Source organism: Streptomyces sp. NBC_01520 (genome assembly GCF_045040375.1).
In the GTDB taxonomy this organism is placed as follows: Bacteria; Actinomycetota; Actinomycetes; order Streptomycetales; family Streptomycetaceae; genus Streptomyces.
The window spans coordinates 5,309,299-5,335,669 of record NZ_CP109404.1; the positions used below are offsets into that span (position 1 = coordinate 5,309,299).

Sequence of the window (26,371 nt, forward strand, 5' to 3'; positions counted from 1 at the left end):
ATGAGCGACACCCCGGACAGCGCCGTCCGTACGTACACCGAGCAGCACCGCGCGGCCTTCCTCGACGACCTCGCCGAGTGGCTGCGCATCCCGTCCGTATCCGCTCAGCCGGAGCACGACGGGGACGTACGGAAGAGTGCCGAGTGGCTGTCCGCCAAGCTCGCCGAGACCGGTTTCCCGGTCACCGAGATCTGGGGGACACCGGGCGCCCCGGCGGTCTTCGCCGAGTGGCCGTCCGACGACCCGGACGCACCGGTCGTCCTCGTCTACGGCCACCACGACGTGCAGCCGGCGGCCCGCGAGGACGGCTGGGACACCGACCCCTTCGAACCGGTGATCCGCGACGGCCGGATGTACGGACGCGGCGCCGCCGACGACAAGGGCCAGGTGTTCTTCCACACCCTGGGCGTCCGGGCCCACCTCGCCGCGACCGGTCGCAGCACCCCGGCCGTGCACCTCAAGCTCCTCGTCGAGGGCGAGGAGGAGTCCGGCTCCCCGCACTTCCGCGAGCTGGCCGAACAGCGAGCCGGCCGCCTCGCAGCCGACGTGGTGATCGTCTCCGACACCGGGATGTGGGACGAGAACACCCCGACCGTCTGCACCGGCATGCGTGGCCTCGCCGAATGCGAGATCGAGCTGCACGGCCCCGGCCAGGACATCCACTCCGGGTCGTTCGGCGGCGCCGTCCCCAACCCCGCGACGGTGCTCGCCCGCCTCGTCGCCGCACTCCACGACACGGAGGGCAGGGTCACGGTCCCCGGCTTCTACGACGGTGTGGCCGAACTCACCGACACCGAGCGGGCCCTCTTCGCCGAACTGCCCTTCGACGAGGCCGCCTGGCTGCGCACCGCCGGCTCGCGGGCCACCGCGGGCGAGGCCGGCTACTCCACGCTGGAGCGCGTCTGGGCCCGCCCCACGGCCGAGGTCAACGGCATCGGCGGCGGCTACCAGGGCGCGGGCAGCAAGACGGTCATCCCCGCGTCCGCCCTGGTGAAGCTGAGCTTCCGGCTGGTCGCAGGCCAGGACCCCGACCGGATCCAGGACGCGGTCCGCACCTGGGCCGAGAAGCAGGTCCCGGCTGGAATCCGCCACCGGATCACCTTCGCGCCGGCCACCCGCCCCTGCCTGACCCCGCTGGACCACCCCGCCCTCCAGGCGGTCGCCCGCGCCATGGGAAAGGCCTTCGGGAAGAAGATCCTCTTCACCCGTGAAGGGGGTTCGGGCCCCGCCGCCGACCTTCAGGACGTGCTCGGCGCACCCGTCCTCTTCCTGGGCATCTCCGTACCGTCCGACGGCTGGCACGGCCCGAACGAGAAGGTCGAGCTCGACCTCCTCCTGAAGGGCGTGGAGACCACCGCCCATCTGTGGGGCGAGCTGGCCGCGGCACTTCGCTGAATCCTGTGAACACCCGATCCATCCCCCGGGGGAGTGGGAAGCACCTGTGAGCACCTTCGACAACGCCACCGCAGACCGTCCGATCGGTCTCACCGCGCCCAGCGGCATCGACCGCGCCGCGCACCACCGGCTCGACGAGGCCTGGCTCGCCGCGGCCTGGAGTCACCCGACCACCAGAGTCTTCGTCGTCTCCGGCGGCCAGGCGCTCATCGACGACACCCCTGACGGCGGTACCGAACTCGTCATGACGCCGTCCTTCGAGGCGCCGCTCACCGAGACCCACCGCTACTTCCTCGGCACCGACGAGGACGGGGTGCGCTACTTCGCGCTCCAGAAGGACTCCCTCCCGGGCCGCATGGACCAGTCCGCGCGCCCCGCCGGCCTGCGCGAGGCCGGACTGCTCCTCGGCCCTCGCGACGCCGGACTGATGGTGCACGCCGTGGCCCTGGAGAACTGGCAGCGGCTGCACCGCTTCTGCTCACGCTGCGGCGAACGCACCGTCATCGCCGCGGCCGGCCACATCCGGCGCTGCCAGGCCTGCGGGGCCGAGCACTACCCGCGGACCGACCCCGCCGTGATCATGCTGGTCACGGACGACCAGGACAGGGCCCTGCTGGGACGCCAGGTGCACTGGCCGGAGGGCCGCTTCTCCACGCTCGCCGGCTTCGTCGAGCCCGGGGAGTCGATCGAGCAGTCCGTGGCCCGCGAGGTGTTCGAGGAGGCGGGCGTCACCGTCGGCGAGGTCGAGTACATCGCCAGCCAGCCCTGGCCGTTCCCGTCCAGCCTGATGCTCGGCTTCATGGCGCGGGCCACGTCCTCGGAGATCAACGTGGACGGCGAGGAGATCGAGGAGGCCCGCTGGTTCTCCCGCGAGGACCTGGCGGCATCGTTCGAATCGGGCGAGGTCCTGCCCCCGTTCGGCGTCTCGATCGCGGCACGCCTCATCGAGCTCTGGTACGGCAGGCCGCTCCCCAAGCCGGGCGGCGCCGGCTGACGGTGGGGCGTGGTTCCCGGGCACCCTGGGCGGCTGTGTGCCGGGACGCCTGGGTAGAGTCCGCGACCATGTCTGAATCGAGCGTCGGCCACGACGCGATCATCAACGCCGTCATGGCCAACGCAGGCCGCTCGACCCTGGCCTTCAAACAGGCGAACAGGGACGAGCAGCACGGAACGGCCTTCTGGTTCAACGACCTCGTCGACGCCACCCCCGACTCGGAGGTCATCAGCCAGTACCTCGTGACGGCGGCGGAGGTGACGCGCTACGACCTGGGCGAGCTGACGCTGCGACCCGAACTGTGCGAACCCGCGATGAGCGCGGAGACGCTCCTCATGACGGACTTCGCCGACGGGTGGACCGTCCTCGGCGACTCGGGCGTCGCCGTGATGCCCACGGCCGGGCTGCACGCCCACGGCACGCGCAAGGGCTGGAGCTGGGCGACCGACGAGATCACCGACGGTCTGGCCGCGCACGACGACGACATCGCCCGGATCGGTACCGAGCCCCGGCCCGCCTACGTCCTGGGCCACGACGTGGGGGAGACGGACGGGGAGAGACTGCTGGCCGTCATCGTCGGCCAGGTGGCACGCGGGGACGACGGCCACGTGCACTGGAGCACCACCCTGCCCGAGGGGTGCGCCGGTGCTCCGGTCTTCGTGGGGGAGGACCTCGGCGGCGGACGGTGCAAGCTGATCTGCGTCGGACTCGTCCTGCCCGGTGAGAAGCAGAACCGGATAGCGACCTTCGACCGCATCAGGACCGGGGTACGGGAATTCGCGCCGGTGGGCGGACCGGAGCGGGAACCGTCCTCGCAGTCGGTGACGGAGGCGGGCCCGGACCGGGAGGCGGAACGACGCACGAGCTGGTGGCGGAGGAAGCCCCGCAACCGCTGACGGCCGCCGCCCGGACGCCCGGGGCCGTGTGTCTTCCTGCTCGGGGCCGCGTGACTGCCCAGGGCCTTCTGCCGAACGGCTTTACGGAACGGCCTGCCGAGCATCTCCACGGAACGTCCTGCCGAACGTCCTGCCGAACGTCCTGCCGAACGTCCTACCGGGCGGACATGGTGACGGCCCCGGGCTTCCGCCCGGGGCCGTCACCATCACCGTTCGTGTCCGCGTCAGGCGCCGATCTTCTGCTTGACCTGGGCCAGCGAGGGGTTCGTCAGCGTCGAACCGTCGGGGAAGAGTACGGTCGGAACCGTCTGGTTTCCGCCATTCGCCTTCTCGACAAACGCTGCCGAATCCGGGTCGTGCTCGATGTTGACCTCGGTGTACGCGATGCCTTCGCGGTCCATCTGGCCCTTGAGCCGACGGCAGTAGCCGCACCACGTGGTGCTGTACATCGTCACAGTGCCCGGCATGTCGCTGGTGCTCCCTTGTCTCGTCCGTCTCGCTGGATGCGGGAACCCGCACGTACCCGTACGCTCCCGCGCCGAGGGAGCGCCCGCTCCCGCATGGGGGAACGCTCCCGCATGGAAGGAACGTCCGGGACGTGACCACCATTCCCCGTAGCCGTCCGGCCGGTATGACGAACGGCACCCCCTGTGGACAACCTCCGCATCAGCCCCCTGCGACCTGGCAGCATGGCGGGGTGACAGCAGCAACGCATTCCACCCTCTTCCCACAGGTCCCCGAGTCCGCGGACGCCGTGCTCGACGGGCTCGACCCGGAGCAGCGCGAGGTCGCGCTGGCCCTGAGCGGACCTGTGTGTGTGCTGGCCGGAGCCGGTACGGGGAAGACGCGCGCCATCACGCACCGCATCGCCTACGGGGTGCGGGCAGGCATCCTCCAGCCGACGACCGTGCTCGCCGTCACCTTCACCAACCGGGCGGCAGGCGAGATGCGGGGGCGGCTCCGGCAGCTCGGCGCGACCGGTGTGCAGGCGCGGACCTTCCACTCCGCCGCCCTGCGTCAGCTCCAGTACTTCTGGCCGAAAGCCGTCGGTGGTGAGTTGCCGAGGCTGGTGGAGCGCAAGGTCCAGCTGGTCTCCGAGGCGGCGGCCCGCTGCGGGATCCGACTCGACCGCAACGAGCTGCGGGACGCCACGAGCGAGATCGAGTGGGCCAAGGTCACCCAGACCGTCCCCGCCGACTACCCCGCCGCGGTGGCCAAGACCCAGCGGGACGTCCCGCGCGACCCGGCCGAGCTCTCCCAGATCTACGCGATGTACGAGCAGCTCAAGCGCGACCGGTCCGTGATCGACTTCGAGGACGTGCTGCTCCTCACCGTCGGCATACTCCAGGACCGCCACGACATCGCCGATCACGTACGCCGCCAGTACCAGCACTTCGTCGTCGACGAGTACCAGGACGTCAGCCCGCTCCAGCAGCGGCTTCTCGACCTCTGGCTCGGTGACCGGGACAATCTCTGCGTCGTCGGCGACGCCAGCCAGACGATCTACTCCTTCACCGGGGCCACCCCCGACCACCTGCTGAATTTCCGTACGCGTCACCCCCAGGCGACCGTGGTCAAGCTGGTGCGGGACTACCGCTCCACACCCCAGGTCGTCCATCTGGCCAACGGACTACTGAGCCAGGCCCGCGGCAGGGCGGCCGAGCACCGGCTCGAGCTGGTCTCGCAGCGAGCCAAGGGCCCCGAGCCCGTCTACACGGAATACGCGGACGAGCCCGCGGAGGCCGAAGGCACCGCCCGGCGGATCCGTGACCTGATCGCCGCCGGTGTCCCGGCCGGGGAGATCGCCGTGCTGTACCGGGTCAACTCCCAGTCCGAGGTCTACGAGCAGGCACTCGCGGACGCGGGCGTGCCCTACCAGCTGCGCGGCGCGGAGCGCTTCTTCGACCGCGCCGAGGTGAGGGAGGCGGGTGTCGCCCTGCGCGGCGCGGCCCGCGCCGGGGGCAACGACTCACTGCTCGACGGCGCCGACGACCTGCCCTCCGAGGTGCGGGCGGTGCTCTCCACGAAGGGCTGGACGTCCAAGCTGCCCGCCGGCTCCGGTGCGGTGCGGGACCGCTGGGAATCGCTGGCGGCCCTCGTACGTCTGGCCGAGGACTTCGAACAGGCCAAGCCGGGTGCGACACTCTCCGACCTCGTGGCCGAGCTCGACGAACGGGCCGCCGCCCAGCACGCCCCCACCGTCCAGGGCGTCACGTTGGCCTCGCTGCACTCCGCGAAGGGCCTGGAGTGGGACGCCGCGTTCCTGGTCGGGCTCACCGAAGGCATGATGCCGATCGCCTACGCCAAGACCGACGAACAGGTCGAGGAGGAGCGCCGGCTCCTGTACGTCGGTGTGACCCGGGCCCGCTTCCACCTGTCTTTGTCCTGGTCCCTGTCCCGCTCGCCAGGCGGTCGCGGAGGCCGTCGCCCGACCCGCTTCCTGAACGGGCTGCGGCCCGGCTCGACGGTGCTCGGCGCCCGGGGCGGCACGGGGGGAGGCGGCGGAATCGACCGCGGTTCCGGCACGGGGACGGGCTCGCGCGGAGGCAACGCGGGACCGGCGGCGGCCGGCCGGCGCCGCGGCCCGGTGCTGTGCAGGGTCTGTCGCAAGACCCTCACCGAGGCCGGTGAGATGAAGCTGATGCGCTGCGAGGACTGTCCCTCGGACATGGATGAGGGGCTCTATGGGCGGCTGCGCGAGTGGCGGGCGGAACGGGCGAAGGAGATCAGCCAGCCTGCCTACTGCGTGTTCACCGACAAGACCCTGATGGCGATCGCCGAGACGGTGCCGGACACCGAGGGCGAGCTCGTCGTCATCGCCGGTGTCGGCAACCGGAAGCTGACCCGGTTCGGGGCCGATGTGCTGGCCATCTGCGCAGGTCGGATGCTGGGTGAGGACTCCGCGGAGGGCGGCGGCGACGTGTGAGAAAAACTCGTCGAAAAAATAGTTTGCGCCCGCAGCAGTCATCACCATAGGTTCTTAACCACGGGAACAGCGACTTCTCTGAAGCCCTGACTCCGTGCTGTACTTATCCGAATACCGCAGGACCGGTCCCGGCCGGTCCCCCCGAGACGCCGAGAGGAGGCGATTCCAGTGATCAGCATCATTCAGACCATCAAAATGACCGATCTCTCGGTCGTCTCCGCCTACTCGCGCGGTCTCGCCTGCTCTTCGGATCTTTCGCTTCGTGGCACCGGTGTGTCCGGCGTCCGCGCCGTCAGCCCGCTGTCCCTGGCGAGCCAGCCCGTGCGGGAACGCAATGAGCGACCGACCGAGGCACCGGCAGCAGCAGTAGCGAAGGCACAGGCTCAGGCCTATGCCTTCACGGCAGCCGGTGCCGGAGCCAAGAAGCACGCAACGCAGCACCACACGATGTGGGCCTTCCGTGGGCCTGAACCCTGGAGCGATCCAGCCTGATCCAGAATCAGGCCGGCGCCTTCAGGGCCGCGGAACCCCACTCGGGATCCGCGGCCCTTTTGTTTTGTCCGAACGGATGAGACGAGACGAAGGAGCCTCGGGACAAGCAGGACCTGGTACCAGCCGCCAACCGGCCAACAGGCCGGCACGACCAGACGAGGACAACACCACCGTGCAACTCGAGACGCACGCCCCGTCCGTACCGCTTTCCGACACGATCTCCCCGCCCGGTCTCACGGAGGACTCCACCTTGATCCCCCTCACCGCGCTCACCGCGCTCGACGACGCCATCGAGAACCTCGGTGTGCCCGTCCCCTGCCGTTCGTACGACCCGGAGGTCTTCTTCGCCGAGTCGCCCGCCGATGTCGAGTACGCCAAGTCCCTCTGCCGTACCTGCCCGCTCGTCGAGGCCTGCCTCGCCGGCGCCAAGGAGCGGCGCGAGCCGTGGGGCGTCTGGGGTGGCGAGCTCTTCGTCCAAGGCGTCGTCGTGGCCCGGAAGCGTCCGCGTGGTCGTCCGCGCAAGAACCCGGTCGCGGCGTGACCGCCGGCCTGGGGGTCATGTCCCCCACACGAACGAAGCGCTTCGGAACCATCGACCGTCCCCAGACCCATGACCCCCGAAATCAGGCACCAATGACCACGCCCACGAGGGAGCCCGTCGGCTCCGCGACCCCGGACGTCACCATCATCGGCGCGAACGACTCGCGCCAGAACAGGACCCGCGAGATGCAACTCATCCCAGAAGCCCTGGCACGTGCGCATATGCACGACCGCCTGAGGGAAGCCGAGGTGGACCGCCAGGCCCAGCGCCTGGTGGCCGCCCGGCGGATGCAGCGCAGGGCGGAGCGTGCCTCGATGCGCGCCCGCCGTGCGCTCGCCATGGCGGTCATGCACTAACCGTCCCGCCCGCAGTACGCGCACCACAGCTGCCGGGGCAACCGCTCTGCCCCTCACGCAGGCACCTACCCCATCCGCGGGGCCGGTCCGAACAGGCCGGCCCCGCAGTGCGTCGTGCAGTGCCCCGTTCCGCCGACGGGGATATCGTCGCGAGGTGGACGAGGAAACTCATCACCCGGCGAAACCGGCTGCCGAACACGTGGTGTGCGCCCGTTGCGGCGCCACCGCCGACAGCGCCATCGCACCTCCGACCTGGATCTGTTCCATGGAGAACGGCCGACGGCAGTACTTCTGCGAGGCCTGCTCCCGCACCCATATCCGGGCGATCGAAAGCCGGCTCGACTCCGCCTGGTGGTGACGGCCGGTCAGGGACGGCCGGTCAGAGCTCTCCGGGCCGGGCCACCTCGGCCTCGCCCGCGGGGCTCTCCTGCCCGTCGTCCGGGACCTTCTCCAGCACGTCACCTTCCGGCCGCGCCTCTGCCGGAAGGGTTTTCGGCAGATCTGCCCACAGGTCTGCCGGCACGGCGTCCTCCGGCTCGCACTCCGGGGCGAACCCCGGGAGCCAGGCCTCCAGCTCGTCCCGAAGCCGCACCGTGGCACCCAACTGGCACAACACCCCGATCGTGCTGAGCGTCACCCGATGGATCAGCAGATACGACGGAGGAAGGTTCAACCGCTTGCCCAACTGATGGGCGGGGGATCGCGGATCGGCGATCCTGGCAGCCTGACCGCGCAGCCAGGAACGGGTGAAGGTGAACTCGTCCACCTGCGCCGGCTCGATGATCGGAAGCAAGTACTCGAGCACTGCGTCCGGGGCGAGTTCGACCGAGTCCTTGACGAATCCCTCCCCACGCAGCATCTCGTACACGGCCTCGGCCTCACCGTCCAGCGTCATCCGCAGGGCGTCCCCGATGGGCCGGGGCAGCCCATCCGGCAGCCGGTCCACCGTGCCGAAGTCCAGCACTCCCAGCCGCCACCCGCCCAGATCCTCGTCCCGGCGGCCCACGCCCTCGGCGTCGGTGTCCGCCGGGGGCAGCAGCCGGAAGTTCCCCGGATGGGGGTCGCCGTGAAGGAGCCCCGTACGTGCCGGTCCCGAGAACAGGAAGCGCGCCAGCAACTGACCTGCCCGGTCCCGCTGGTCCGACGTCCCGTCAGCGATCACCTCGGACAGGGGTATTCCGTCGATCCACTCCGTCACGAGCACCTGCTCAACCTGGTGCACCACTCCGGGAATCACCACATCGGGATCGTCCTCGAACTCCGCCGCGTGCTCCTGCTGCGCCTGCGCCTCCAGCGCGTAGTCCAACTCCTCCGACACCCGGTCCCGCATCTCGGTGATGAGAGGCTTGATGTCCATCCCGGGGACCAACGGGCCGAGCAGCCGAGCGAAACGGCTGAGCTGGGTCAGATCCGAGAGGAGCGCCTCCCCCGCACCGGGGTACTGCACCTTCACGGCGACCGAGCGTCCGTCGTGCCACACCGCCCGGTGGACCTGTCCGATCGACGCGGCGGCGGAGGGCCGGTCCTCGAACTCCAGGAAGAGGTCCCGCCAGTCTTCACCGATCCGCTCCGCAAGCACCTCATGGACGGTGCGGGCCGGCATCGGCGGAGCCGCCTCCTGCAGTTTGGTCAGCGCCGCCCGGTAGGGACCTGCGACATCCTCGGGAAGCGCGGACTCGAAGACGGACAGCGCCTGTCCGAGCTTCATCGCACCTCCCTTCAGCTCGCCGAGCACCTTGAAGAGCTGTTCAGCGGTGCGCTGTTGGACTTCGCGGGCCACGATCTCGGCGGATTTGCCGCCGATCCGCTTGCCCAGACCCCACGTGGCACGGCCGGCGAAACCCAGCGGCAGCGCGGCCAGCTTCGCGGTGCGGGTGACCGCCTTCCGGGGAAGATCAGACATGTGCCCCTCCAGTTACCGGACTGCCGTGCCGCGTGAGTGTTCGGCCCTGCTCCGTCGGCGGCGGTCACCCGGCCATTGTGTCCTGGGCGGTACAGGCCGCGGAGGTGAGATCCCCCTCAGTCTGCCCGGCGGCGCCACAGGAACAGTCGAGGTGCGGCCCCAACCGCACCGACCGCCAGTCCAGCAGAGGCATGGCCGCCTCCCACCGCACGCCGGTACTGGCCGGAAGCTCCCCGTCGAGGAAGGACAACGCGTGAGCCGCCGCGAGTCCGGCCACCGCTGTCGCCAGCCCCAGATCACAGGCCTGCACGGCGTTGCGACGCCCCGACCTCCACTGCGCCAGCATCCGCGGCCACTGCGGATCCCGCTCCGCACGGTGCAGCGCCAGGCAGCCCGCGCAGCCTGTGCCGCCCGGCAGCACGAGCGGCCCGACCACCCCGGTGGCCTCCATCACTCCCGCGTAGAGATGAGGTGTACCGGAAGCGATCCACGGTGCCGCCGTATCCGGCTCAGGGGCGTAGACCGACAGGCCGTCCCTGGGAGCCACCACGACCAGGGAGAGCGCGGGCTCGCCGCCCGTCATGGACTCGGCCGTCTCCGCCGCCCGGGGCGGACCACCGGCCGCGGACCGGCGAACCAACTGCCGGGCAGCCGTGTCCCGGCGCTCCCCGACTGCCGCCGCCGGAAGACCACCCGGCGCGATGTCCCACGGCTCGGCACGACCGCCGTCGAGCACCTCGACCCGGCCCACCCCAGATCCGGAGAGCACCGCGGCGATCGACGCACCGACCCTGCCCGCACCCCGCACCTGGACCCGCATAGCCCGCCGGGCCGCGAGTCTGCGCAGACCGCTCCCGGGCGCCGGATGGACGACGGAGAGCGACGCGGCGTCGGAACGCTGGCGCTCCAGGGTCTCGGCCCGCTGCCGTAACGCGTCGGCCCCCGGGCCACCGGCCTTCGGATCGTCGAGCAGGCCGGCCTCCGTCAACCGCGACATGAGAATGTCCACATGACGGTCCGACAGATCCAGGGCCCGGGCCTCTTCACGCAGCAGAGACAGGCCGCGTGTTCCGTCGAGCAGTTCCAGAAAGCTTCCTGTGGCGATATCCATCGGCCCCAACGTCACGGCGTGCGCGGGTGTTACGCCGAATTGCACGGTGTTCCGTCCGCGCCAGGCCCTGCGCAGCGCAGGCTTCAACATCGGATGCATGACTTCTCTCCGTCCGGTTTCGAGATCTGTTGCCAGAATGCAACGCGGTGGCGAAACGGGCGGAAAGTTATCCACAGTCCGGGGCATTAGTCGTTCAAATGGTGCATGCGGAGAAGTGGATCAACCTCGAAGCGTCGGGGAGGCGGGACTTCCCCCACCGGCAGCGGGTAACGTCGTGGCGTGCCCGCCGACTCCTCACCCGGCCTCGCCGGGGAGACCCCCGTGCGCAGCGCCGGACGCCATCCGCGCAGCGCGGCCGTTCATCAGCCCCGCGCATCCGTGACGAGCGCGGTCGAGGTCCGCAGGAGCGCCCGGCGCAGCAGAACGGTCTCCGCGTATCGCGAGGGCGACCGCACGATCGTGCTGATCCCCGCCCGGATGTCGGAGGCGGAGGAGCAGCGCTGGGTCGGGGTGATGCTCGACAAGCTGGCCGCGCAGGAGAGCAGACGCGTCATCGGCGACAGCGAGCTGGCGGAGCGCGCCGAGCGGTTGTCCGACCAGTTCTTCGAAGGCCGGGCACGCCCCGCCTCGGTGCGGTGGGTGACCAACCAGAACACCAGGTGGGGCTCCTGCACCCCGGCCGAGGGCAGCATCCGGCTCTCCCACCGGCTCCAGGGTATGCCGGAGTACGTCATCGACTACGTCCTCCTCCACGAGCTGGCCCACTTGCTTGTTCCCGGCCACGGCCCGCGCTTCTGGCGTCTGCTGGACGCGTACCCGCGTACCGAGCGGGCCCGGGGGTATCTCGAAGGGGTGGTCGCGGCCGACCGGCTGCCGCATCTGCCCGCCGCACGCGCAGAGTGACGTTCGGTGATTCTGTACCGGGTCTGTACCGACTTAGCTCAATGGCGTGGTTTGCGGTTAGCCTGACGCGACGCATTCACCTTCGGGATGGGGGACGGTCGTTACGCATGGCCAGGGAATTCCAACGCGGCCACAAGGCCAAGATCAGTGATCTCACGCCAGGGACGGATCTGTACGTAGGTGTGCAGATCGCCGGACCCGGCCTGACGTTCGACATCAGCTGCTTCGGGCTCGATGCCAATGAACAGCTCTCGGACGACCGGTATTTCATCTTCTTCAACCAGCCGAAATCGCCGGAGGAGTCCATTCAGCTCCTCGGCGCCCAGGCCGGTGACACCGAGTCGTTCCGCGTCACCCTCGACCGCATTCCGGCGAACATCCACAAGTTGTCCTTCACAGCGACTCTCGACGGCGCCGGGCAGATGTCGCAGGTCGGCCCGGGATACATCCGGATCGTCGCGGGCGGCGAGGAAGTGGTGAAGTACGCCTTCACCGGTTCCGAATTCACCACCGAGCGCGCGGTCATGCTCGGTGACTTCTACCTCAAGGACGTCTGGCGGTTCGCCGCGGTCGGCCAGGGCTTCGACGGCGGCCTCGACGCGCTGCTGAAGAACTTCGGGGGAGAGGTCGCCGAGGAGGAGCCCGCGGCACCGCCGCAGGGCGCCGCCCCGTCGTTCGCCCCGCCCGCCCAGGCCGCCGCGCCCCCGGCATTCGGTGCTCCGGCAGCACCCCGGGCGCCGCAGCCCGCACCGTCATTCGGCGCCCCGCCGGCACCGGCTCCCGCACCGCAGCAACCGGTGCACGCCGCGCCGACGATAGCGGCGCCCCTCGCTCCCCAGGTGCCGGCTCCGTACGGACAGCCGCCGCAGTTCGGGCAGGTCCCGGGCCAGGGCACGCCTCCGTCCGCACCGCCCTACGGCCAGCAGCCCCCGGCGGCACCGCCCTACGGCCAGCAGCCTCCGGCCGCACCCCCGTACGGGCAGCAGCAGCCCACCGCACCCCCGTACGGTCAGCAGCCCCCGGCGCCGTTCGGCCAGCAGCCGCCCGGCGTCCCGCAAGGCGTGCCCCAGGGCGTTCCGCCGGCCGGGGCGGGACTCCAGGCAGCCCTGCAGCCGTACAAGGAGGCGGCCACCGGGCAGCGCTGGACCTCGCAGAACCAGCAGCTCATGCGTGTGGACCTGACCATGGGCGGCAACCCTGTGCTGGCCCGCCAGGGCAGCATGGTGATGTACCAGGGCAAGGTCGACTTCGGCTACAAGGGCGCCGGTTTCGCGGGCCGCATGGTCGGCAACGCGACGGGCCAGGAAATGCAGCTCATGCGCTGTACCGGCCGTGGCCAGGTCTTCCTCGCCGAGGAAGGATCGCACCTCCACCCCATCGAGCTGCAGGGCGACGGCATCTGCGTCTCCGCGGAGAGCGTCCTCGCCTTCGATGAATCGCTGCAGTACGAGGTGCGCAGGATCGAGGGCCACGGGATTCCCGGCGGCGCCCTGTTCACCATGCAGTTCCAGGGCACCGGCACCGTCGTCATCAAGACCCACGGCGTCCCGGTCGTCCTGCCGGTCACCCCGACCACGTTCGCCGACTGCAACGCCGTGGTGGCCTGGTCGTCCACGTCCCAGGTGATCGTCTCCAGCCAGGTCCGGCTGCGCCGCAACGCCTATCCGGGACACAGCGGCGAGACCGTGAACCTCCAGTTCCGGGGAGCCCCCGGGAACTTCATCGTCGTCCAGCCCTACGAGGTCTGAGGGAGCCCGTAATGAATCAGCAACTCGCGGGCTTCGCCCCGACACCCGTCACTGCCCGTATGGAGAACCACGGCCGCACGATGCTCAAGGTCGCCATGGCCTCGGGGCAGGACCTCTACGCACGAACCGGCTCGATGGTGGCCTACGAGGGCTTCATCCAGTACGAGCCCAACCCGCCCGCCGTCCGTCAGATCGCCTCGCAGTGGATCACCGGCGAGGGCGCGCCACTGATGAAGTGTGCCGGTGACGGGCTGCTCTACCTGGCCGACTACGGCGCCGACGTCGTCGTCATCAACCTCGACAACGACTCCCTGTCCGTCAACGGCACGAACCTCCTCGCCTTCGACGGCCACCTCACCTGGGGTGTGGAGCGGGTCAAGGGCCTGGCCAAGTTCGCCGGGCAGGGCCTGTGGAACGTCTGCGTCCAGGGCACGGGATGGGTCGCCATCACCTCGCGCGGCACGCCGATCGTCGTCGACTGCGGCCGGGGCGAGGACGAGACGTACGTCGACCCCGACGCGCTCGTCGCCTGGTCCCCGAACCTGAAGGTCAAGGGCAAGCGCAGCTTCAAAGCGGGCTCGCTCATCGGGCGCGGCAGCGGAGAGGCCTACCAGATGGCCTTCTCCGGCCAGGGCATCGTCGTCGTCCAGCCGAGCGAGGACAGTACCGACCGCCTTCGGGTCCGGAACTGAGCGGGGGGAGAACACATCATGCAGAGTCCGCTTTTCAGCCACACCGAACAGCAGTCGCAGGATCGGTACACCGTCCAGAACCCGCAGCTCCTGCGGGTCTCGCTGACCGGCCACGACGACGTCCTCGCCCGTAAGGGCGCCATGGTCGCCTACCAGGGACTCATGGAGTTCGACGGCGAGTACCAGTCGCAGGGACAGCGCCGCGCCCGCAGTAACACGGGTGAAGGCCTCGACCTGATGCGCTGCTCGGGCCAGGGAACGGTCTACCTGGCCAATCTCGCCCAGTACATCCATGTGGTCGACGTCGACCGCGAGGGCATGACGGTCGACAGCGCCTACGTCCTGGCCCTGGATTCCTCGCTGCACACCGAGGTCATCGCGGTGGACAGCCAGTACGGGATCTCCGGCACCGGCAAGTTCCAGCTCAACATCTCCGGGACCGGCAAGGTCGCGCTGATGACCTCCGGGCAGCCGCTGATGATGCAGGTCACGCCGGACAAGTACGTCAACGCCGACGCCGACGCGATCGTCGCCTGGTCGAGCGGGCTGCGGGTCCAGATGCAGGCCCAGACCCACTCCTCGGGCGTGTTCCGGCGCCGCGGCAACACGGGGGAGGGCTGGGAGCTGAGCTTCCTCGGCCAGGGCTTCGCCCTGGTCCAGCCCAGTGAGGTGCTGCCCCCGCAGAACGCCCAGATCGGCCAGGGCGCGGCAGCCCAGTTCGGTGTGGGACAGCACGGGGCGCACAACCAGAACCAGAACAACTCCTGGAACTGAGCCCCGGTCGTCACCGAGGGCGAAGGGGCGGCTCCGCGAGGAGACCGCCCCTTCGCCCGTCTCTAGCGGCCGCGCGCCAGCCGTGCGCGGGTCCGGTCCAGCAGCCGTACCACCGAGGCGTCCGCCACACCGGCCACCTCGTCGTAAGGGAACCAGCGCAGATCGAGGGACTCCTCGCTGATCTGTTCCGTCGCGTCGGCCGGAGCGACCGCCGCGTACTGCACGTCGAGATGCCAGTGGCAGGGCGCCGGGATCGGATGCCGGTCCAGCCGCACCGGGCCGCCGGGCAGCAGGGTGAGTCCGGCGATCCCCGATTCCTCCGTCGCCTCCCGCAGCGCCGCACAGGCCACGGAGGAGTCCTGAGGCTCGCAGTGGCCGCCCATCTGCAGCCACATCCGGAGCTTCCTGTGCAGGGTCAGCAGCACCCGGCCGCGCCCCGGATCGATCACCAGCGCGCTGGCGGTCAGGTGCCCCGCCCCGCACGCCTTCCACATGCCGTCGGGGTGCCCGGCCAAATGGTCCAGATACGTACGGCGCAGCTCCGTCTGGTCCCCGTCCCGCTCGTCGTACCCGTCGAGTACGAGAACGGCGTCGTCGTGCAGGCTCACCGGTCGGTGTCGTCCTTGCCGTCGCGCTCGGTGCCGTCCGGGCTCCCGTCCGTAGTCCTGCCCTTGTCCTCGGCGTCGTCGTCCCCGGCTGCGGGCTTCTGCGGGCCGTTCGCCGCCTCGCCGAGCATCTTGTCCAGTTCGGAGAAGTCGAGCTGTTCGTGGTGCACGAAGCCGTCCGGGTCGTCCAGGTCATGAGCCGTCGGCAGCATGTCCGGGTGCTCCCACAGGCCGTCGCGACCGTCGACGCCCCGGGCGTCCGTGAGGGACGCCCACAGCCTCGACGCGTCCCGCAGCCGGCGCGGACGCAGCTGGAGCCCGATGAGCGTGGCGAAGGTCTGCTCGGCGGGGCCGCCCGACGCCCGGCGCCTGCGCATCGTCTCGCGCAGGGCGTCCGCCGAGGTCAGACGGGACTTCGCGGCCTCGTGCACCACGGCGTCCACCCAGCCCTCGACGAGGGCGAGCGCCGTCTCGAGACGGGCCAGCGACGCCTTCTGCTCCGGAGTGTCCTCGGGCTGGAACATGCCCTGCTGGAGCGCGTCCTGAAGCTGCTCCGGCTGCGACGGGTCGAACTGACCGACGACGTCCTCAAGCTTGCTGGTGTCGACCTTGATGCCGCGCGCGTAGGCCTCGACCGCACCGAACAGATGCGAACGGAGCCACGGGACATGAGCGAAGAGCCGTTGGTGGGCGGATTCACGCAGCGCGAGATACAGGCGCACCTCGTCCTGCGGCACACTCAGGTCCTTGCCGAACCGCTCCACGTTGAGCGGGAGGAGTGCGGCCTTGCCGGCCGGACCGAGCGGAAGGCCGATGTCGGTCGAGCCGACGACCTCCCCGGCGAGCACGCCCACGGCCTGCCCGATCTGCTGGCCGAACATGGCGCCGCCCATCGACCGCATCATGCCGATCAGCGGGCCCGCCATGGCCTGCATCTCCTCGGGCAGTACGTCACCCATGGCCAGGCCCACCCGCTCGGCCACCGGGTCCACCAGCTTCTGCCAGGCGGGCAGGGACGCCTCGACCCACTCCGCGCGGCTCCACGCCACGGTCGAGACCGAACCTGAGGGCAGCGAGGTCACGCCGTCCAGCCAGTGGTCGGCGAGACGAAGCGCCTCGTCGACGGAGGAGCGCTCGGAAGGGCCGACACTCGCGTCCTTGCTGCCGTCCGGCGTGCCCTGCGAAACGGTCTGGCGGGCGATCTGCTTGGCCATGTCCCAGTTGACCGGGCCGCCCTCGTAGCTCAGCATCTGGCCGAGCTGCTGGAACGCCGCTCCCAGGTCGTTCGGGTTCATCGACCCGAACATCGCGGCGAACGGGTTGTCCCCGCCCGCGCCCGGCCCGATGCCGAACGGGTTCACCGGCCCGCCCGAGCCCTGCCCACCTCCGGTGGGGTCCTTCTTCTTGCCCTCGTCGCCGTTCTCCGGCTCCTCCGGCGGAAGGCCGAATCCGAATGGGGTGTCACTCACGGGTTTCCTCGGCTCGTAGGGCCGTCGGCTCGAACCGACGGCGACTGCCCGACATCACCATCCAGCGTAGACACACAAGACCGCTCAGGCCCTCAGTGCTCCGCCGGCTCCCGGCCTGCGGCAGGATGGACGCCACCTGGTACGTACGCGTCATTCGGGTACGTACTGAAGACAACCGCTGGAGACGCCCGGTGAGTTCCCCAGATCCGCAGGTTCGCGCAGCGCGAAACCTGGCCGACCCCTCGCCCGAAAGCAAGCCCACGAAAAATCGCTCCAGAAGCCGGGGCCCCGTCGTCGCGGTCACCGGTGCCGCGACCGGCGTAGGTGAACTGCTCACCGCACACCTCGCCGCATCCGACGCAATCAAGCAGGTCATCGCCATCGACGAGCGCCGCGGTGACGTCTCCGAGGCGACGTGGCACATCCTGGACGTACGGGACCCCGCCATCGCGGAGAAGCTGCGCGGCGCGGACGTCGTCGTGCACCTGGCGCTCGACCTCGACCTGGAGACCGACCCCGCCGCCCGTACCGCGTACAACGTACGCGGCACCCAGACGGTGCTGACCGCCGCGGCGGCCGTAGGCGTCCACCGGGTCGTGCTGTGCACCTCGGCGATGGTCTACGGCGCCCTGCCCGACAACGACCTCCCGCTCGCCGAGGACGCGGAACTGCGTGCCACCGCCGAGGCCACCGGTGTCGGCGACCTGCTGGAGATCGAGCGGCTCGGGCGTCGCGCCCCCCGCGCGCACCCCGGTCTCAACGTCACCGTGGTGCGTCCCACGGTCCTCGTCGGAGGTACGGACACCGCGCTGACCCGCTACTTCGAGTCGCCGAGGCTCCTGGTCGTCGCCGGATCACGTCCGGCCTGGCAGTTCTGCCACGTCGACGACCTGGTGAGCGCGCTGGAGTACGCCGCGCTGGAGAAGATCGACGGAGAGTTCGCGGTCGGCTGCGACGGCTGGCTCGAACAGGAGGAGGTGGAGGAGCTCTCCGGCGTGCGCCGCATGGAGCTGCCCTCCGCCGTGGCCCTCGGCGCCGCCGCCAGGCTCCACCGGATCGGCCTCACCCCCTCCCCGGCGGGCGATCTCGCCTACACGATGCACCCCTGGGTGGTCAGCGTGAGCCGGCTGCACGACGTGGGATGGCGTCCCCGGTGGACCAACGAGGAGGTTCTCGCGGCGCTCCTGGAGGAGGTGGAGGGCCGCCACACGGTCGCAGGCCGCCGTCTCGGCCGCAAGGACGCCACCGCCGCGGGTGCCGCGGGCGCGACCGTCGCCCTGCTCGGTACGGCGGCGCTGGTCAGGCGCGCCCGTAAGGCGCGCCGCCGCTTCTGACCAGCCCTCCTCAGCAGCCCGCGGACGTCCCTGTAGGAGGCTCCAAGGAGGGCGGCCCGCCGCCGGTCGAATACGCCATTCCGAGATGTCGGTGCCGTGCGGCACGATGGGACCCATGGCACGCACCCACGACCACCCAGGCGAGCAGGCAGCCCAGGACCCCATCAGGCTCCTGGACATCCGGGAGACGCCGCTCTCCGTCGACGAGATCTTCCGTGCCGTCGGGGACGATGCCGCCGGCGGCATCGCCCTCTTCGCCGGCACGGTGCGCAATCACGACGACGGACAGGACGTCGGCGCGCTCGGATACTCCTGCCATCCCACGGCGGGGGATGAGTTGCGCCGAGTGGCGGAGAAGGTCGTCGCTCAGTTCCCGGTCCGGGCGCTGGCCGCCGTCCACCGGGTGGGTGAACTGGGCGTGGGCGATCTGGCGGTGGTGGTCGCGGTTTCCTGCGCTCACCGGGGCGAGGCCTTCGAGGCCTGCCGCAAGCTGATCGACGACCTCAAGCACGAGGTTCCCATCTGGAAGCACCAGCGCTTCTCGGACGGCACGGAGGAGTGGGTCGGCGCCTGCTGACCGCAAACCGCCCCGCGGCGATCAGCCCCGATTTGCGTATCCGCACCCCTGCCACGAGCGTTGGTCCTGCAGGTGGTTAATCTTCTGATCGTCAGTTGCGGTCGCTCATGGGGTAGGGAGGTCGTGATGGCAGCTCTAGCTTGGCTCTTGATTCCGCTTATAGCCGCTCTTGGCGCGGCGATATGGGGAGGGTGGGCAGCCCGTAACCGAACGACCGGCGATGTCACCGAACTCGCCGGCTACGCCAGGTTCCGTGAAGCGATGGAGAAATCGCACTCCGGTTCCGAGACGGTCTGAGCACGGTCCGAGCCGTGAGCGGCCGTACGCAGTTGCAGATCCAGCACCGCACCCGCTCCTCTTCCGCGCGTTCCCCGCGCAGTGAGCGGGCCGACGACGGCACCCGGCAGATCCCGGTGAGAACCGGGTCGTCCGCCCCGTACGGACCGGCCCCGACGGTGCACTGACAGGCCCTTCCCGTACTGTCGTTCCATGCCACGCCGCACCGCGACGATGCTCGCCTCCACCCTCATCCTGATCGCGCTGCTCTGCGCAGGCGTGCTGATCCCCGTGCCCTATTCGGAGATGTCGCCGGGCCCGACGGTGAACACGCTCGGCGACGCCCGTGGCGAGCCGGTGCTGCACATCACCGGCCACAAGACGTATCCGACGTCCGGGAACCTCAACATGACGACGGTTCGCGTCACCGGCGCGGAATACGACATGAACATCGTCGAGGCCGTGTACGGCTGGCTGGCCCACGACAGCGTGATCGTGCCGCACGACACCCTCTACCCGGACGGCAAGACGGAGGAGGAGTCGACGCAGGAGAATGCCGAGGAGTTCAGCCAGTCCCAGGAGAGCGCGAAGGTCGCGGCCCTGGAGGAGCTGAAGATCCCCGTCACCTCGCGGGTCGTCGTCTCCACGGTCCTCAAGGACAGCGCTGCCCAGGGCGAACTGCACGCGGGCGATGTGATCAAGGCCGTCGACGGTACGGCGGTCGAGCAGCCGGAGGACGTGGCGAAGCTCGTCACCGAGCACAAGCCGGGCGAGGACGTCGTCTTCACGATCATTCCCGCCAAGGCCGCGGCCGCCGCCGAGAAGGCGGGCAAGGAGCCCAAGGGCTCCCAGAAGATCACCCTCACCACGCGGAAGGCACCTGCGGACCCGGCGGATCCCTCGGCGGAGGACCGGGCGGTCGTCGGTATCCAGGCCGGGACGGACCACACGTTCCCGTTCGACGTCGACATCAAGCTCGCCGACGTCGGAGGCCCGAGCGCCGGACTGATGTTCTCTCTGGGGATCATCGACAAGCTGACGCCCGGCAACCTGACGGGCGGAAAGTTCATCGCGGGGACCGGCACCATCGACGACAGCGGCACCGTCGGACCCATCGGCGGCATCAACATGAAGCTGGTCGGCGCGCGCGACGCGGGCGCCCGCTACTTCCTGACGCCGGACGACAACTGCGCCGCCGCGGCGTCCGACACCCCGAGCGGCCTCACCCTGGTGCGGGTGAAGACCCTGGACGACGCGAAGTCCTCCCTGGAGAAGATCGGCGCGGGGGACACGGCCGGCCTGCCGAGCTGTTCGGCGGGCTGAGACCGGTCCCCACGGACCGGAAGGGTCAGGACTCGAACGTCGCCGCGAGAGCCTCGGCCAGTCCCGGGACCAGACCGGCACCGGTCAGGACCTCGGTGGGGGAGTCCTTCTCCCGCAGCCGCACGGCCGAGTCCCGGGCCCCGTCCCGCAGTACGGCCACGGTCATCCGCACCTCCTGCCGGTCGGGGTGCTTGGCGACCCACGCGGTCAGCTCGGCGTCGCCCATGCCTTCCGGCACGGAGGCCTCCGCGGACGGCGGCAGCATCAGCCGCTCCACGGTCATGGCACAGCCGACGACCGCGTCGGGCCAGGCGATCGTGGCGAGGAATTCGTCCAGCGCGGTGCCGGCGGGGAGCTCCTCCTGCTCGATGGGGGTGAGGGTGGCGGTCGTCGACGCGGTGTCGTCGAGGCCGAGCTGGGCGGCGAGGCCCGGCTCCTGGGCGCGTAGCCGCGCGGTGTCGACGAGGGCGAACAACCGCGCGGGCTGGTCCCAGCCGAGGGTTGCGGCGTAGGCGTCGATTTCGAGGACGGCGACGGTCAGTGGACTCGCGGCCATCGGAGGGCCAGAGGGGGAAACGTTGGGCATGACCAATATCCTGCCTCCTTCCGCCCCGGGAACGGGAACTAGGTAAAGCCTCAGTAAGTTGCATAGGTGGGCTCTACGATCGGCTGGGCCCGCTTCACACGACCGCGAACTTCGAGGTGCGCACGTTGGCTTTCCAGATGCCGGACCGCGGCGGAGGCCCGACCGGGCCACGGATCAGAGTCGGCCGCCCGTCCCGGCGGGTCCGTACCCTGCTCATGACATTGGGTGTTCTGGCGGTTCTCGCCATGGCCTTCGTCATGTTCGCCGGGTTCTGGACGGACTGGCTCTGGTACAGGTCGGTCGCGTATTCATCCGTCTTCACCACCACCCTGTGGACCAAGATCGGGCTGTTCCTCGTCTTCGGCCTGCTGATGGCCCTCGCCATCGGCGTGAACATCTGGCTCGCGCACCGGCTCCGGCCGCCGCTGAGCGCGATGTCGATGGAGCAGCAGAGCCTGGACCGCTACCGGATGAGCGTCGCCCCGTACAAGAAGTGGGTGCTGCTCGCGATCACCGCGCTCGTCGGACTGATCGCCGGGGCCTCGGCCTCGGGCCAGTGGCGTACGTGGCTGATGTACATCAACGGTGTGCCGTTCGGGCAGAAGGACCCCCAGTTCAAGCTGGACGTGTCCTTCTACGCCTTCGACCTGCCGTGGTACCGCTTCCTGCTCGGTTTCGGCTTCGCCGCAGCCGTGCTGTCGCTGATCGCGGCGGCCCTGACCCACTACCTGTACGGCGGGCTGCGCATCACCAGCCCCGGCGCGCGGGCCACGGGTGCGGCCACCGGGCACCTCTCGGTGCTGCTCGGCATCTTCGTCTCGCTGAAGGCCGTGGCGTACTGGCTCGACCGGTACGGCCTCGCCGTGAAGTCCAGTGACTTCAAGGCCACGGACAACTGGACGGGCCTGCGGTACGTCGACGCCAACGCCTACCTGCCGGCCAAGACGATCCTGTTCTGCATCGCCGCCATCTGCGCCGTCCTGTTCTTCGCGACACTCTGGCGCCGCACCTGGCAGCTGCCGGTGATCGGCTTCGGGCTCATGGTGCTCTCGGCGATCCTGATCGGCGGGCTCTACCCGGCGATCGTGCAGAAGTTCCAGGTCCAGCCGAACGAGCAGGCCAAGGAAGCGCCGTTCATCCGGAAGAACATCGACGCGACACGAGATGCCTACGACATCGACGACGCGCAGGTGGACGACTACTCGGGCAAGAGCACGACCACGGACGGCGCCAAGCTGCGGGCCGACGCGGACGCGGCTGCCAGCTACCGGGTGATGGACCCCAACGTCGTCTCCCCGGCCTTCCAGCAGCTCCAGCAGAAGAGGAACTACTACCAGTTCCCCAAGACGCTGGACGTCGACCGCTACAAGGGCGAGGACAGCAAGGAGCAGGACACCGTCATCGGCCTGCGCGAGCTGAACCTCGAAGGTCTCCCCAAGCGGAACTGGATCAACGACCACTTCACGTACACCCACGGCTACGGCGCCATCGCGGCCCGGGGCACCACGACGGGCACCAACCCGGCGGGCTCCCCGGACTTCACCGAGTCGGGCCTGCCGACCACCGGTGAGCTGCCGAAGTACGAGCAGCGGATCTACTACGGCGAGAAGACCGAGCAGTACTCCATCGTCGGCGGGCCCCAGAAGGAGCTCGACTACGAGGAGGACGGCGAGAAGACCACCAGCTACAAGGGCAACAGCGGGGTCAGCCTCTCCAACGCCTTCAACCGCGCTGCCTACGCGGTGTCCTTCAGCGAGCCGCAGATACTGTATTCCGGAGCCATCGGCGACGGTTCGCGGATCCTGTACAACCGCACGCCCAAGGAGCGCGTCGAGGCGGTCGCCCCCTGGCTGACCATCGACGGCGACGCCTATCCGGCGGTCGTGGGCGGCCGGATCCAGTGGGTCGTGGACGCGTACACCACGACCAACGGCTATCCGTACGCCTCGCGTACGACGCTCGGTGACACCACGGCCGACTCGCTGACCACCAACCAGCGCGCGGTCGTCGCCCAGCAGAACCAGGTCAACTACATCCGCAACTCGGTGAAGGCCACCGTCGACGCGTACGACGGCAAGGTGAAGCTCTACGAGTGGGACACCGAGGACCCGGTGCTCAAGACGTGGCGCAAGGCATTCCCCGGGACGGTGAAGGCCAAGGACGACATCCCGCAGGAGCTGATGGACCACCTGCGCTACCCGCAGGACCTGTTCAAGGTCCAGCGGGAGCTGCTCACGCGGTACCACGTGCAGGATCCCGCGCAGTTCTACAGCGGCAGTGACGCCTGGCAGGTGCCGGACGACCCCACCAACAAGGAACCCGGGGCCGTTCCGCCGTACTACCTGAGCATGCGGATGCCCGGCCAGGACGAGCAGAAGTTCTCCCTCACCACGACGTTCACACCGAAGGGACGGCCCGACCTGGGAGCGTTCATGGCGGTGGACGCGGACGCGGCGAGTGACGACTACGGCACGATAAGGCTGTTGAGAGTCACGACCACGGTCAAGGGCCCGGGCCAGGTGCAGAGTGAGCTCAACGGCAACGACGACGTCGCCGAGTTCGTGAGAAACCTCAAGGGGACCGACTCGGACATCGAGTACGGAAACCTGCTGACCGTGCCGCTCGACGGGGGCTTCCTCTACATCGAACCGGTGTACACGCGCGGTGGCACGCAGAACTACCCGCTGCTGCGCAAGGTGGCCGCCTCGTACGGGTCGAAGATCGTCTTCGAGAACAGCCTCGGAGAGGCGCTCAACGCGGTCTTCGGGGTCGAGGGTTCCGATACGACGCCCGAGACGGAGCCTCCGGGTGACACCACCGAGCCTCCAGCCACCGGGGAGGCCGCGCTGAAGCGGGCGATCGCCGATGCCCAGAAGGCGTACACGGAGGGCGAGGCGGCCCTGAAGAAGAACGACTGGGCCGCCTACGGCAAGGCGCAGACGGAGCTTCAGAAGGCTCTCGAGCGCGCGGCCGCGGCTCAGCCCAAGGCCGGCAGCGAGGCCGACACGGCCGATACGCCGGACAAGGCGGACGCGGCCGACGAGGCCGACGAGAAGGGCGAGGACCAGGGCAGCTGAGAAAGCTCCACCCCGCGTCGTGGTACGGTTTGAACACAACGACGCGGGGTGGAGCAGCTCGGTAGCTCGCTGGGCTCATAACCCAGAGGTCGCAGGTTCAAATCCTGTCCCCGCTACTGAAGACAGAGGCCCGGATCCTTCCAAGGATCCGGGCCTCTGTCATGCCGTCGGACGGGCTTTCTCAAGTTGTCGGAGTGAAGTGCGGTTCGCGGGGCATGAGTTGGGCCCGAACGTGTTTGACTTGTCTCTCTGTGGGCATGTCGACAAAACGCTGAAGTGACCTCACTGGCCGCGGTATTCCAGGTGTACGCGGGTTGCAGGTGGTGCGACGATGGTATTTATGGGGGACAGGGCAACTCTGTTGGAGACAGGGCGGTTTGTGCAGCGACGCGTTCGGACGACGGAAAACGTGGCAGATGCGGTATTTGCCGCGGCCGTCGCCGAGACCGCCGGCACCGCTGACGACACCTCCGACGACGACGCCGTCTTCGTCACGGACCCGACGGACACTACGGACACCACGGATCACGCCGAGCAGACCGAGGAGCGCCACAGGCGGGCCGCGGACGGTGGCGACCCCGAGTCCATGAGCGTCCTGGGCGCGATCCTTCTGCGTCGTGGTGACCTGGACGGCGCCGAGACCTACCTGCGGGCGGCGACCGCCGAGGGCGACCGGGCCGCGGCCAACAACCTGGGCGTTCTCCTCCACCAGCGGGGGTACCCGGACGAGGCGGCCGGATGGTGGCGCATCGCCGCGGTCGCCGGCTCCGCCGCGGCCGCCCACGCGCTCGGCCGTCACTTCCGGGAGCGCGGTGACGAGCCGGGTGCCGAGTACTGGCTGCGCCAGTCCGCCGAGCAGGGCCACGCGCTCGGTGCCTACGCACTGGCCGACCTGCTGGAGCACCGCAGTGACGTCGGTGCCGAGCGCTGGCTGCGCGCTGCCGCCGAGCAGGGCCACCGGGAGGCCGCCTACCGCCTCGCCCGCGCCCTGGAGCGCAAGGCCCTGGGCGACGCGTACGACGCCTTCGGCCCGGGGCGCGGCCTCGGAGCGAGCGCCCCGGACATCCTGAACGACAGTGCGACGGGACGGCGCGACAGCCCCGTCGCGGGCCCCGCCACGGGGCGGGTCGGCGAGGCCGAGCAGTGGTACCGGCAGGCTGCCGCGCGCGGTCACCGCCGCGCGGCCCTGCACCTCGGCGCCATCCTGGAGCAGCGTGGTGAGCTGAAGGAGGCGGGCCGCTGGTACCTCACGGCGGCCAAGGACGGCGAGGCCCGCGCCGCCTGTGCCCTCGGCTTCCTGCTGCGGGACGTGGGTGACGAGGAGAGCGCCGCCGTGTGGTGGCTGCGTGCCGCCCAGGACGGCGACGGCAACGCCGCCAACGCCCTGGGCGCACTCCACGCGGCCCGGGGGGAGCAGCAGACGGCCGAGCGGTGGTACCGCGCCGCCATGGACGCGGGCGATGTCAACGGCGCCTACAACCTGGGCCTGCTCTGCGCTGCCCAGGACCGGATCGCGCAGGCCGAGCAGTGGTACCGCCGTGCCGCCTACGCCGGGCACCGGGAGGCGGCCAACGCGCTCGCCGTGCTGCTGCTCCAGGCGGGGGACGCGACCGGAGCCGAGCCCTGGTTCTCCAAGGCGGCCGAGGCGGGCAGTGTGGACGCCGCCTTCAACCTCGGCATCCTGCACGCCGGGCGCGACGAGGACCGTACGGCGCTGGGCTGGTACCGGCGTGCGGCGGCGGCCGGTCATACCGACGCCGCGCTCCAGGTCGGCATGGCGCTGCTGCGCGACGGCGAGGAGCAGGAGGCGGAGCGCCATCTGCGCTGCGCCGCGGGTGGCGGCAGCGCGGAGGCGGCCTTCCGGCTGGCCGGACTGCTCGACCTGCGGCAGCCGCCGCCCGGAGCGCCGGCGCTGGGCGAGCCGATGCCGGAGAAGACCGAGTGCGAGGAGTGGTACGAGAGGGCGGCCGGGCAGGGGCACCGTCGTGCGCAGGTCAGGGCGGGCATGCTCGCGGCCGCCCGTGGCGACATGGAGAGTGCCGCCGGCTGGTACCGCGAGGCCGCCGAGTCGGGCAGCCGCAACGGGGCCTTCAACCTCGGCCTGCTGCTGGCCCGTGAAGGCAGCGAGCGCGAGGCCGCCCTGTGGTGGAGCCGGGCGGCCAACGACGGGCACGGCAGGGCCGCTCTGCGCCTCGCGCTGCTCGCCGCCCGCCGGGGCGAGCTCACGGAGGGGCAGCGCTGGTGCGCCCGCGCGGTCGAACTGGGGCCGGCCGAGGTGGCCGAGCGTGCGGCGCGGCTGCTGGAGGCTCTGCATCAGGAGCTCACCGCGTGAGAAACGGCCCCAGGAGGGTGAGCTCCTGGGGGCTCAGGTGTCCGGGGAATGAATTTGCGCT

At 70.1% G+C, this 26,371-nt stretch carries 24 protein-coding genes and 1 tRNA gene; 19 read left to right on the plus strand and 6 right to left on the minus strand.

Going from position 1 to position 26,371, the window contains the following annotated elements; all coding sequences use genetic code 11:
- The 3 genes from OG524_RS24290 (at window position 1) to OG524_RS24300 (ending at window position 3,285) form a co-directional block, all read left to right on the plus strand.
- Window positions 1–1,395 (plus strand): dipeptidase, encoded by a 1,395-nt coding sequence (locus OG524_RS24290; protein ID WP_405388743.1) that lies wholly within the window; start codon window positions 1–3, stop codon window positions 1,393–1,395.
- A 46-nt stretch (window positions 1,396–1,441) separates the two neighbouring features.
- Complete coding sequence (nudC, locus tag OG524_RS24295; protein WP_405388742.1) at window positions 1,442–2,389, plus strand: NAD(+) diphosphatase; 948 nt, start codon at window positions 1,442–1,444, stop codon at window positions 2,387–2,389.
- Window positions 2,390–2,457: 68 nt separating this feature from the next.
- Window positions 2,458–3,285, plus strand: coding sequence for a hypothetical protein (locus OG524_RS24300; protein WP_405388741.1), 828 nt, complete (start codon window positions 2,458–2,460; stop codon window positions 3,283–3,285).
- A gap of 224 nt (window positions 3,286–3,509) precedes the next feature.
- Here OG524_RS24300 and OG524_RS24305 read toward each other — a convergent pair whose 3' ends face one another.
- Complete coding sequence (locus OG524_RS24305) at window positions 3,510–3,752, minus strand: mycoredoxin (RefSeq protein WP_014154194.1); 243 nt, start codon at window positions 3,750–3,752, stop codon at window positions 3,510–3,512.
- Between the two features lie 230 nt (window positions 3,753–3,982).
- On the opposite strand from OG524_RS24305, the gene OG524_RS24310 reads away from it, so the two are divergent.
- The 5 genes from OG524_RS24310 (at window position 3,983) to OG524_RS24330 (ending at window position 7,958) form a co-directional block, all read left to right on the plus strand.
- Complete coding sequence (locus OG524_RS24310) at window positions 3,983–6,211, plus strand: ATP-dependent DNA helicase UvrD2 (protein ID WP_405388740.1); 2,229 nt, start codon at window positions 3,983–3,985, stop codon at window positions 6,209–6,211.
- Window positions 6,212–6,379: 168 nt separating this feature from the next.
- Window positions 6,380–6,703, plus strand: a complete 324-nt coding sequence (locus OG524_RS24315) for a hypothetical protein (RefSeq protein WP_405388739.1) — start codon at window positions 6,380–6,382, stop codon at window positions 6,701–6,703.
- Between the two features lie 172 nt (window positions 6,704–6,875).
- Entirely contained in the window at window positions 6,876–7,244 is a 369-nt protein-coding gene (locus OG524_RS24320) for a WhiB family transcriptional regulator (RefSeq protein WP_056794033.1), read from the plus strand.
- A complete protein-coding gene (locus tag OG524_RS24325) occupies window positions 7,241–7,600 on the plus strand; it encodes a hypothetical protein (protein WP_405388738.1) in 360 nt (119 codons plus the stop codon). The genes OG524_RS24320 and OG524_RS24325 overlap by 4 nt, the downstream gene beginning before the upstream one ends.
- A gap of 154 nt (window positions 7,601–7,754) precedes the next feature.
- Window positions 7,755–7,958 (plus strand): hypothetical protein, encoded by a 204-nt coding sequence (locus OG524_RS24330; protein ID WP_405388737.1) that lies wholly within the window; start codon window positions 7,755–7,757, stop codon window positions 7,956–7,958.
- Window positions 7,959–7,979: 21 nt separating this feature from the next.
- Here OG524_RS24330 and OG524_RS24335 read toward each other — a convergent pair whose 3' ends face one another.
- Both OG524_RS24335 and OG524_RS24340 read right to left on the minus strand, forming a co-directional pair.
- On the minus strand, window positions 7,980–9,503 hold the full coding sequence (locus OG524_RS24335; protein WP_405388736.1) for an ABC1 kinase family protein: 1,524 nt from the start codon (window positions 9,501–9,503) through the stop codon (window positions 7,980–7,982).
- Window positions 9,504–9,567: 64 nt separating this feature from the next.
- Window positions 9,568–10,713, minus strand: coding sequence for a ThiF family adenylyltransferase (locus OG524_RS24340; protein WP_405388735.1), 1,146 nt, complete (start codon window positions 10,711–10,713; stop codon window positions 9,568–9,570).
- Window positions 10,714–10,893: 180 nt separating this feature from the next.
- Here OG524_RS24340 and OG524_RS24345 point away from each other — a divergent pair, with 180 nt between their 5' ends.
- The 4 genes from OG524_RS24345 to OG524_RS24360 all read left to right on the plus strand — a co-directional run bounded on the left by OG524_RS24345 (window position 10,894) and on the right by OG524_RS24360 (window position 14,731).
- A complete protein-coding gene (locus OG524_RS24345; protein WP_405388734.1) occupies window positions 10,894–11,517 on the plus strand; it encodes a M48 family metallopeptidase in 624 nt (207 codons plus the stop codon).
- A 107-nt stretch (window positions 11,518–11,624) separates the two neighbouring features.
- Window positions 11,625–13,265 carry a TerD family protein gene (locus tag OG524_RS24350; protein WP_405388733.1) on the plus strand — a complete coding sequence of 547 codons (1,641 nt, stop codon included), beginning with the start codon at window positions 11,625–11,627 and terminating at the stop codon, window positions 13,263–13,265.
- Between the two features lie 11 nt (window positions 13,266–13,276).
- Entirely contained in the window at window positions 13,277–13,957 is a 681-nt protein-coding gene (locus OG524_RS24355) for an AIM24 family protein (RefSeq protein WP_405388732.1), read from the plus strand.
- A gap of 18 nt (window positions 13,958–13,975) precedes the next feature.
- Window positions 13,976–14,731, plus strand: coding sequence for an AIM24 family protein (locus tag OG524_RS24360; protein WP_405388731.1), 756 nt, complete (start codon window positions 13,976–13,978; stop codon window positions 14,729–14,731).
- Window positions 14,732–14,793: 62 nt separating this feature from the next.
- Here the strand turns inward: OG524_RS24360 and OG524_RS24365 are convergent, their stop codons facing one another.
- Both OG524_RS24365 and OG524_RS24370 read right to left on the minus strand, forming a co-directional pair.
- Window positions 14,794–15,339, minus strand: a complete 546-nt coding sequence (locus OG524_RS24365) for an NUDIX hydrolase (RefSeq protein WP_405388730.1) — start codon at window positions 15,337–15,339, stop codon at window positions 14,794–14,796.
- Window positions 15,336–16,805, minus strand: coding sequence for a zinc-dependent metalloprotease (locus OG524_RS24370; protein ID WP_405388729.1), 1,470 nt, complete (start codon window positions 16,803–16,805; stop codon window positions 15,336–15,338). Before OG524_RS24370 ends, OG524_RS24365 begins: the two co-directional genes overlap by 4 nt.
- A 191-nt stretch (window positions 16,806–16,996) precedes the next feature.
- Between OG524_RS24370 and OG524_RS24375 the strand changes: the two genes are divergently transcribed.
- The 4 genes from OG524_RS24375 (at window position 16,997) to OG524_RS24390 (ending at window position 20,315) form a co-directional block, all read left to right on the plus strand.
- Entirely contained in the window at window positions 16,997–18,139 is a 1,143-nt protein-coding gene (locus OG524_RS24375; RefSeq protein ID WP_405388728.1) for an SDR family oxidoreductase, read from the plus strand.
- Between the two features lie 115 nt (window positions 18,140–18,254).
- Window positions 18,255–18,716 carry a molybdenum cofactor biosynthesis protein MoaE gene (locus OG524_RS24380; RefSeq protein ID WP_405388727.1) on the plus strand — a complete coding sequence of 154 codons (462 nt, stop codon included), beginning with the start codon at window positions 18,255–18,257 and terminating at the stop codon, window positions 18,714–18,716.
- 311 nt (window positions 18,717–19,027) lie between these two features.
- Window positions 19,028–19,180 (plus strand): hypothetical protein, encoded by a 153-nt coding sequence (locus tag OG524_RS24385; protein ID WP_405388726.1) that lies wholly within the window; start codon window positions 19,028–19,030, stop codon window positions 19,178–19,180.
- Window positions 19,181–19,205: 25 nt separating this feature from the next.
- Window positions 19,206–20,315 carry a PDZ domain-containing protein gene (locus OG524_RS24390; RefSeq protein ID WP_405388725.1) on the plus strand — a complete coding sequence of 370 codons (1,110 nt, stop codon included), beginning with the start codon at window positions 19,206–19,208 and terminating at the stop codon, window positions 20,313–20,315.
- 25 nt (window positions 20,316–20,340) lie between these two features.
- On the opposite strand, the gene OG524_RS24395 is transcribed toward OG524_RS24390, so the two are convergent.
- Entirely contained in the window at window positions 20,341–20,901 is a 561-nt protein-coding gene (locus tag OG524_RS24395; protein WP_405811671.1) for a PPA1309 family protein, read from the minus strand.
- A gap of 137 nt (window positions 20,902–21,038) precedes the next feature.
- Here OG524_RS24395 and OG524_RS24400 point away from each other — a divergent pair, with 137 nt between their 5' ends.
- The 3 genes from OG524_RS24400 to OG524_RS24410 all read left to right on the plus strand — a co-directional run bounded on the left by OG524_RS24400 (window position 21,039) and on the right by OG524_RS24410 (window position 26,310).
- The gene (locus OG524_RS24400; RefSeq protein ID WP_405812495.1) at window positions 21,039–23,978 is read left to right on the plus strand and encodes a UPF0182 family protein; all 2,940 of its coding nucleotides are present in this window, start codon (window positions 21,039–21,041) and stop codon (window positions 23,976–23,978) included.
- A gap of 42 nt (window positions 23,979–24,020) precedes the next feature.
- Window positions 24,021–24,094, plus strand: a tRNA-Met gene (locus tag OG524_RS24405).
- A 215-nt stretch (window positions 24,095–24,309) separates the two neighbouring features.
- Window positions 24,310–26,310 carry a sel1 repeat family protein gene (locus OG524_RS24410; RefSeq protein ID WP_405388723.1) on the plus strand — a complete coding sequence of 667 codons (2,001 nt, stop codon included), beginning with the start codon at window positions 24,310–24,312 and terminating at the stop codon, window positions 26,308–26,310.
- Window positions 26,311–26,371: the final 61 nt, after the last annotated feature.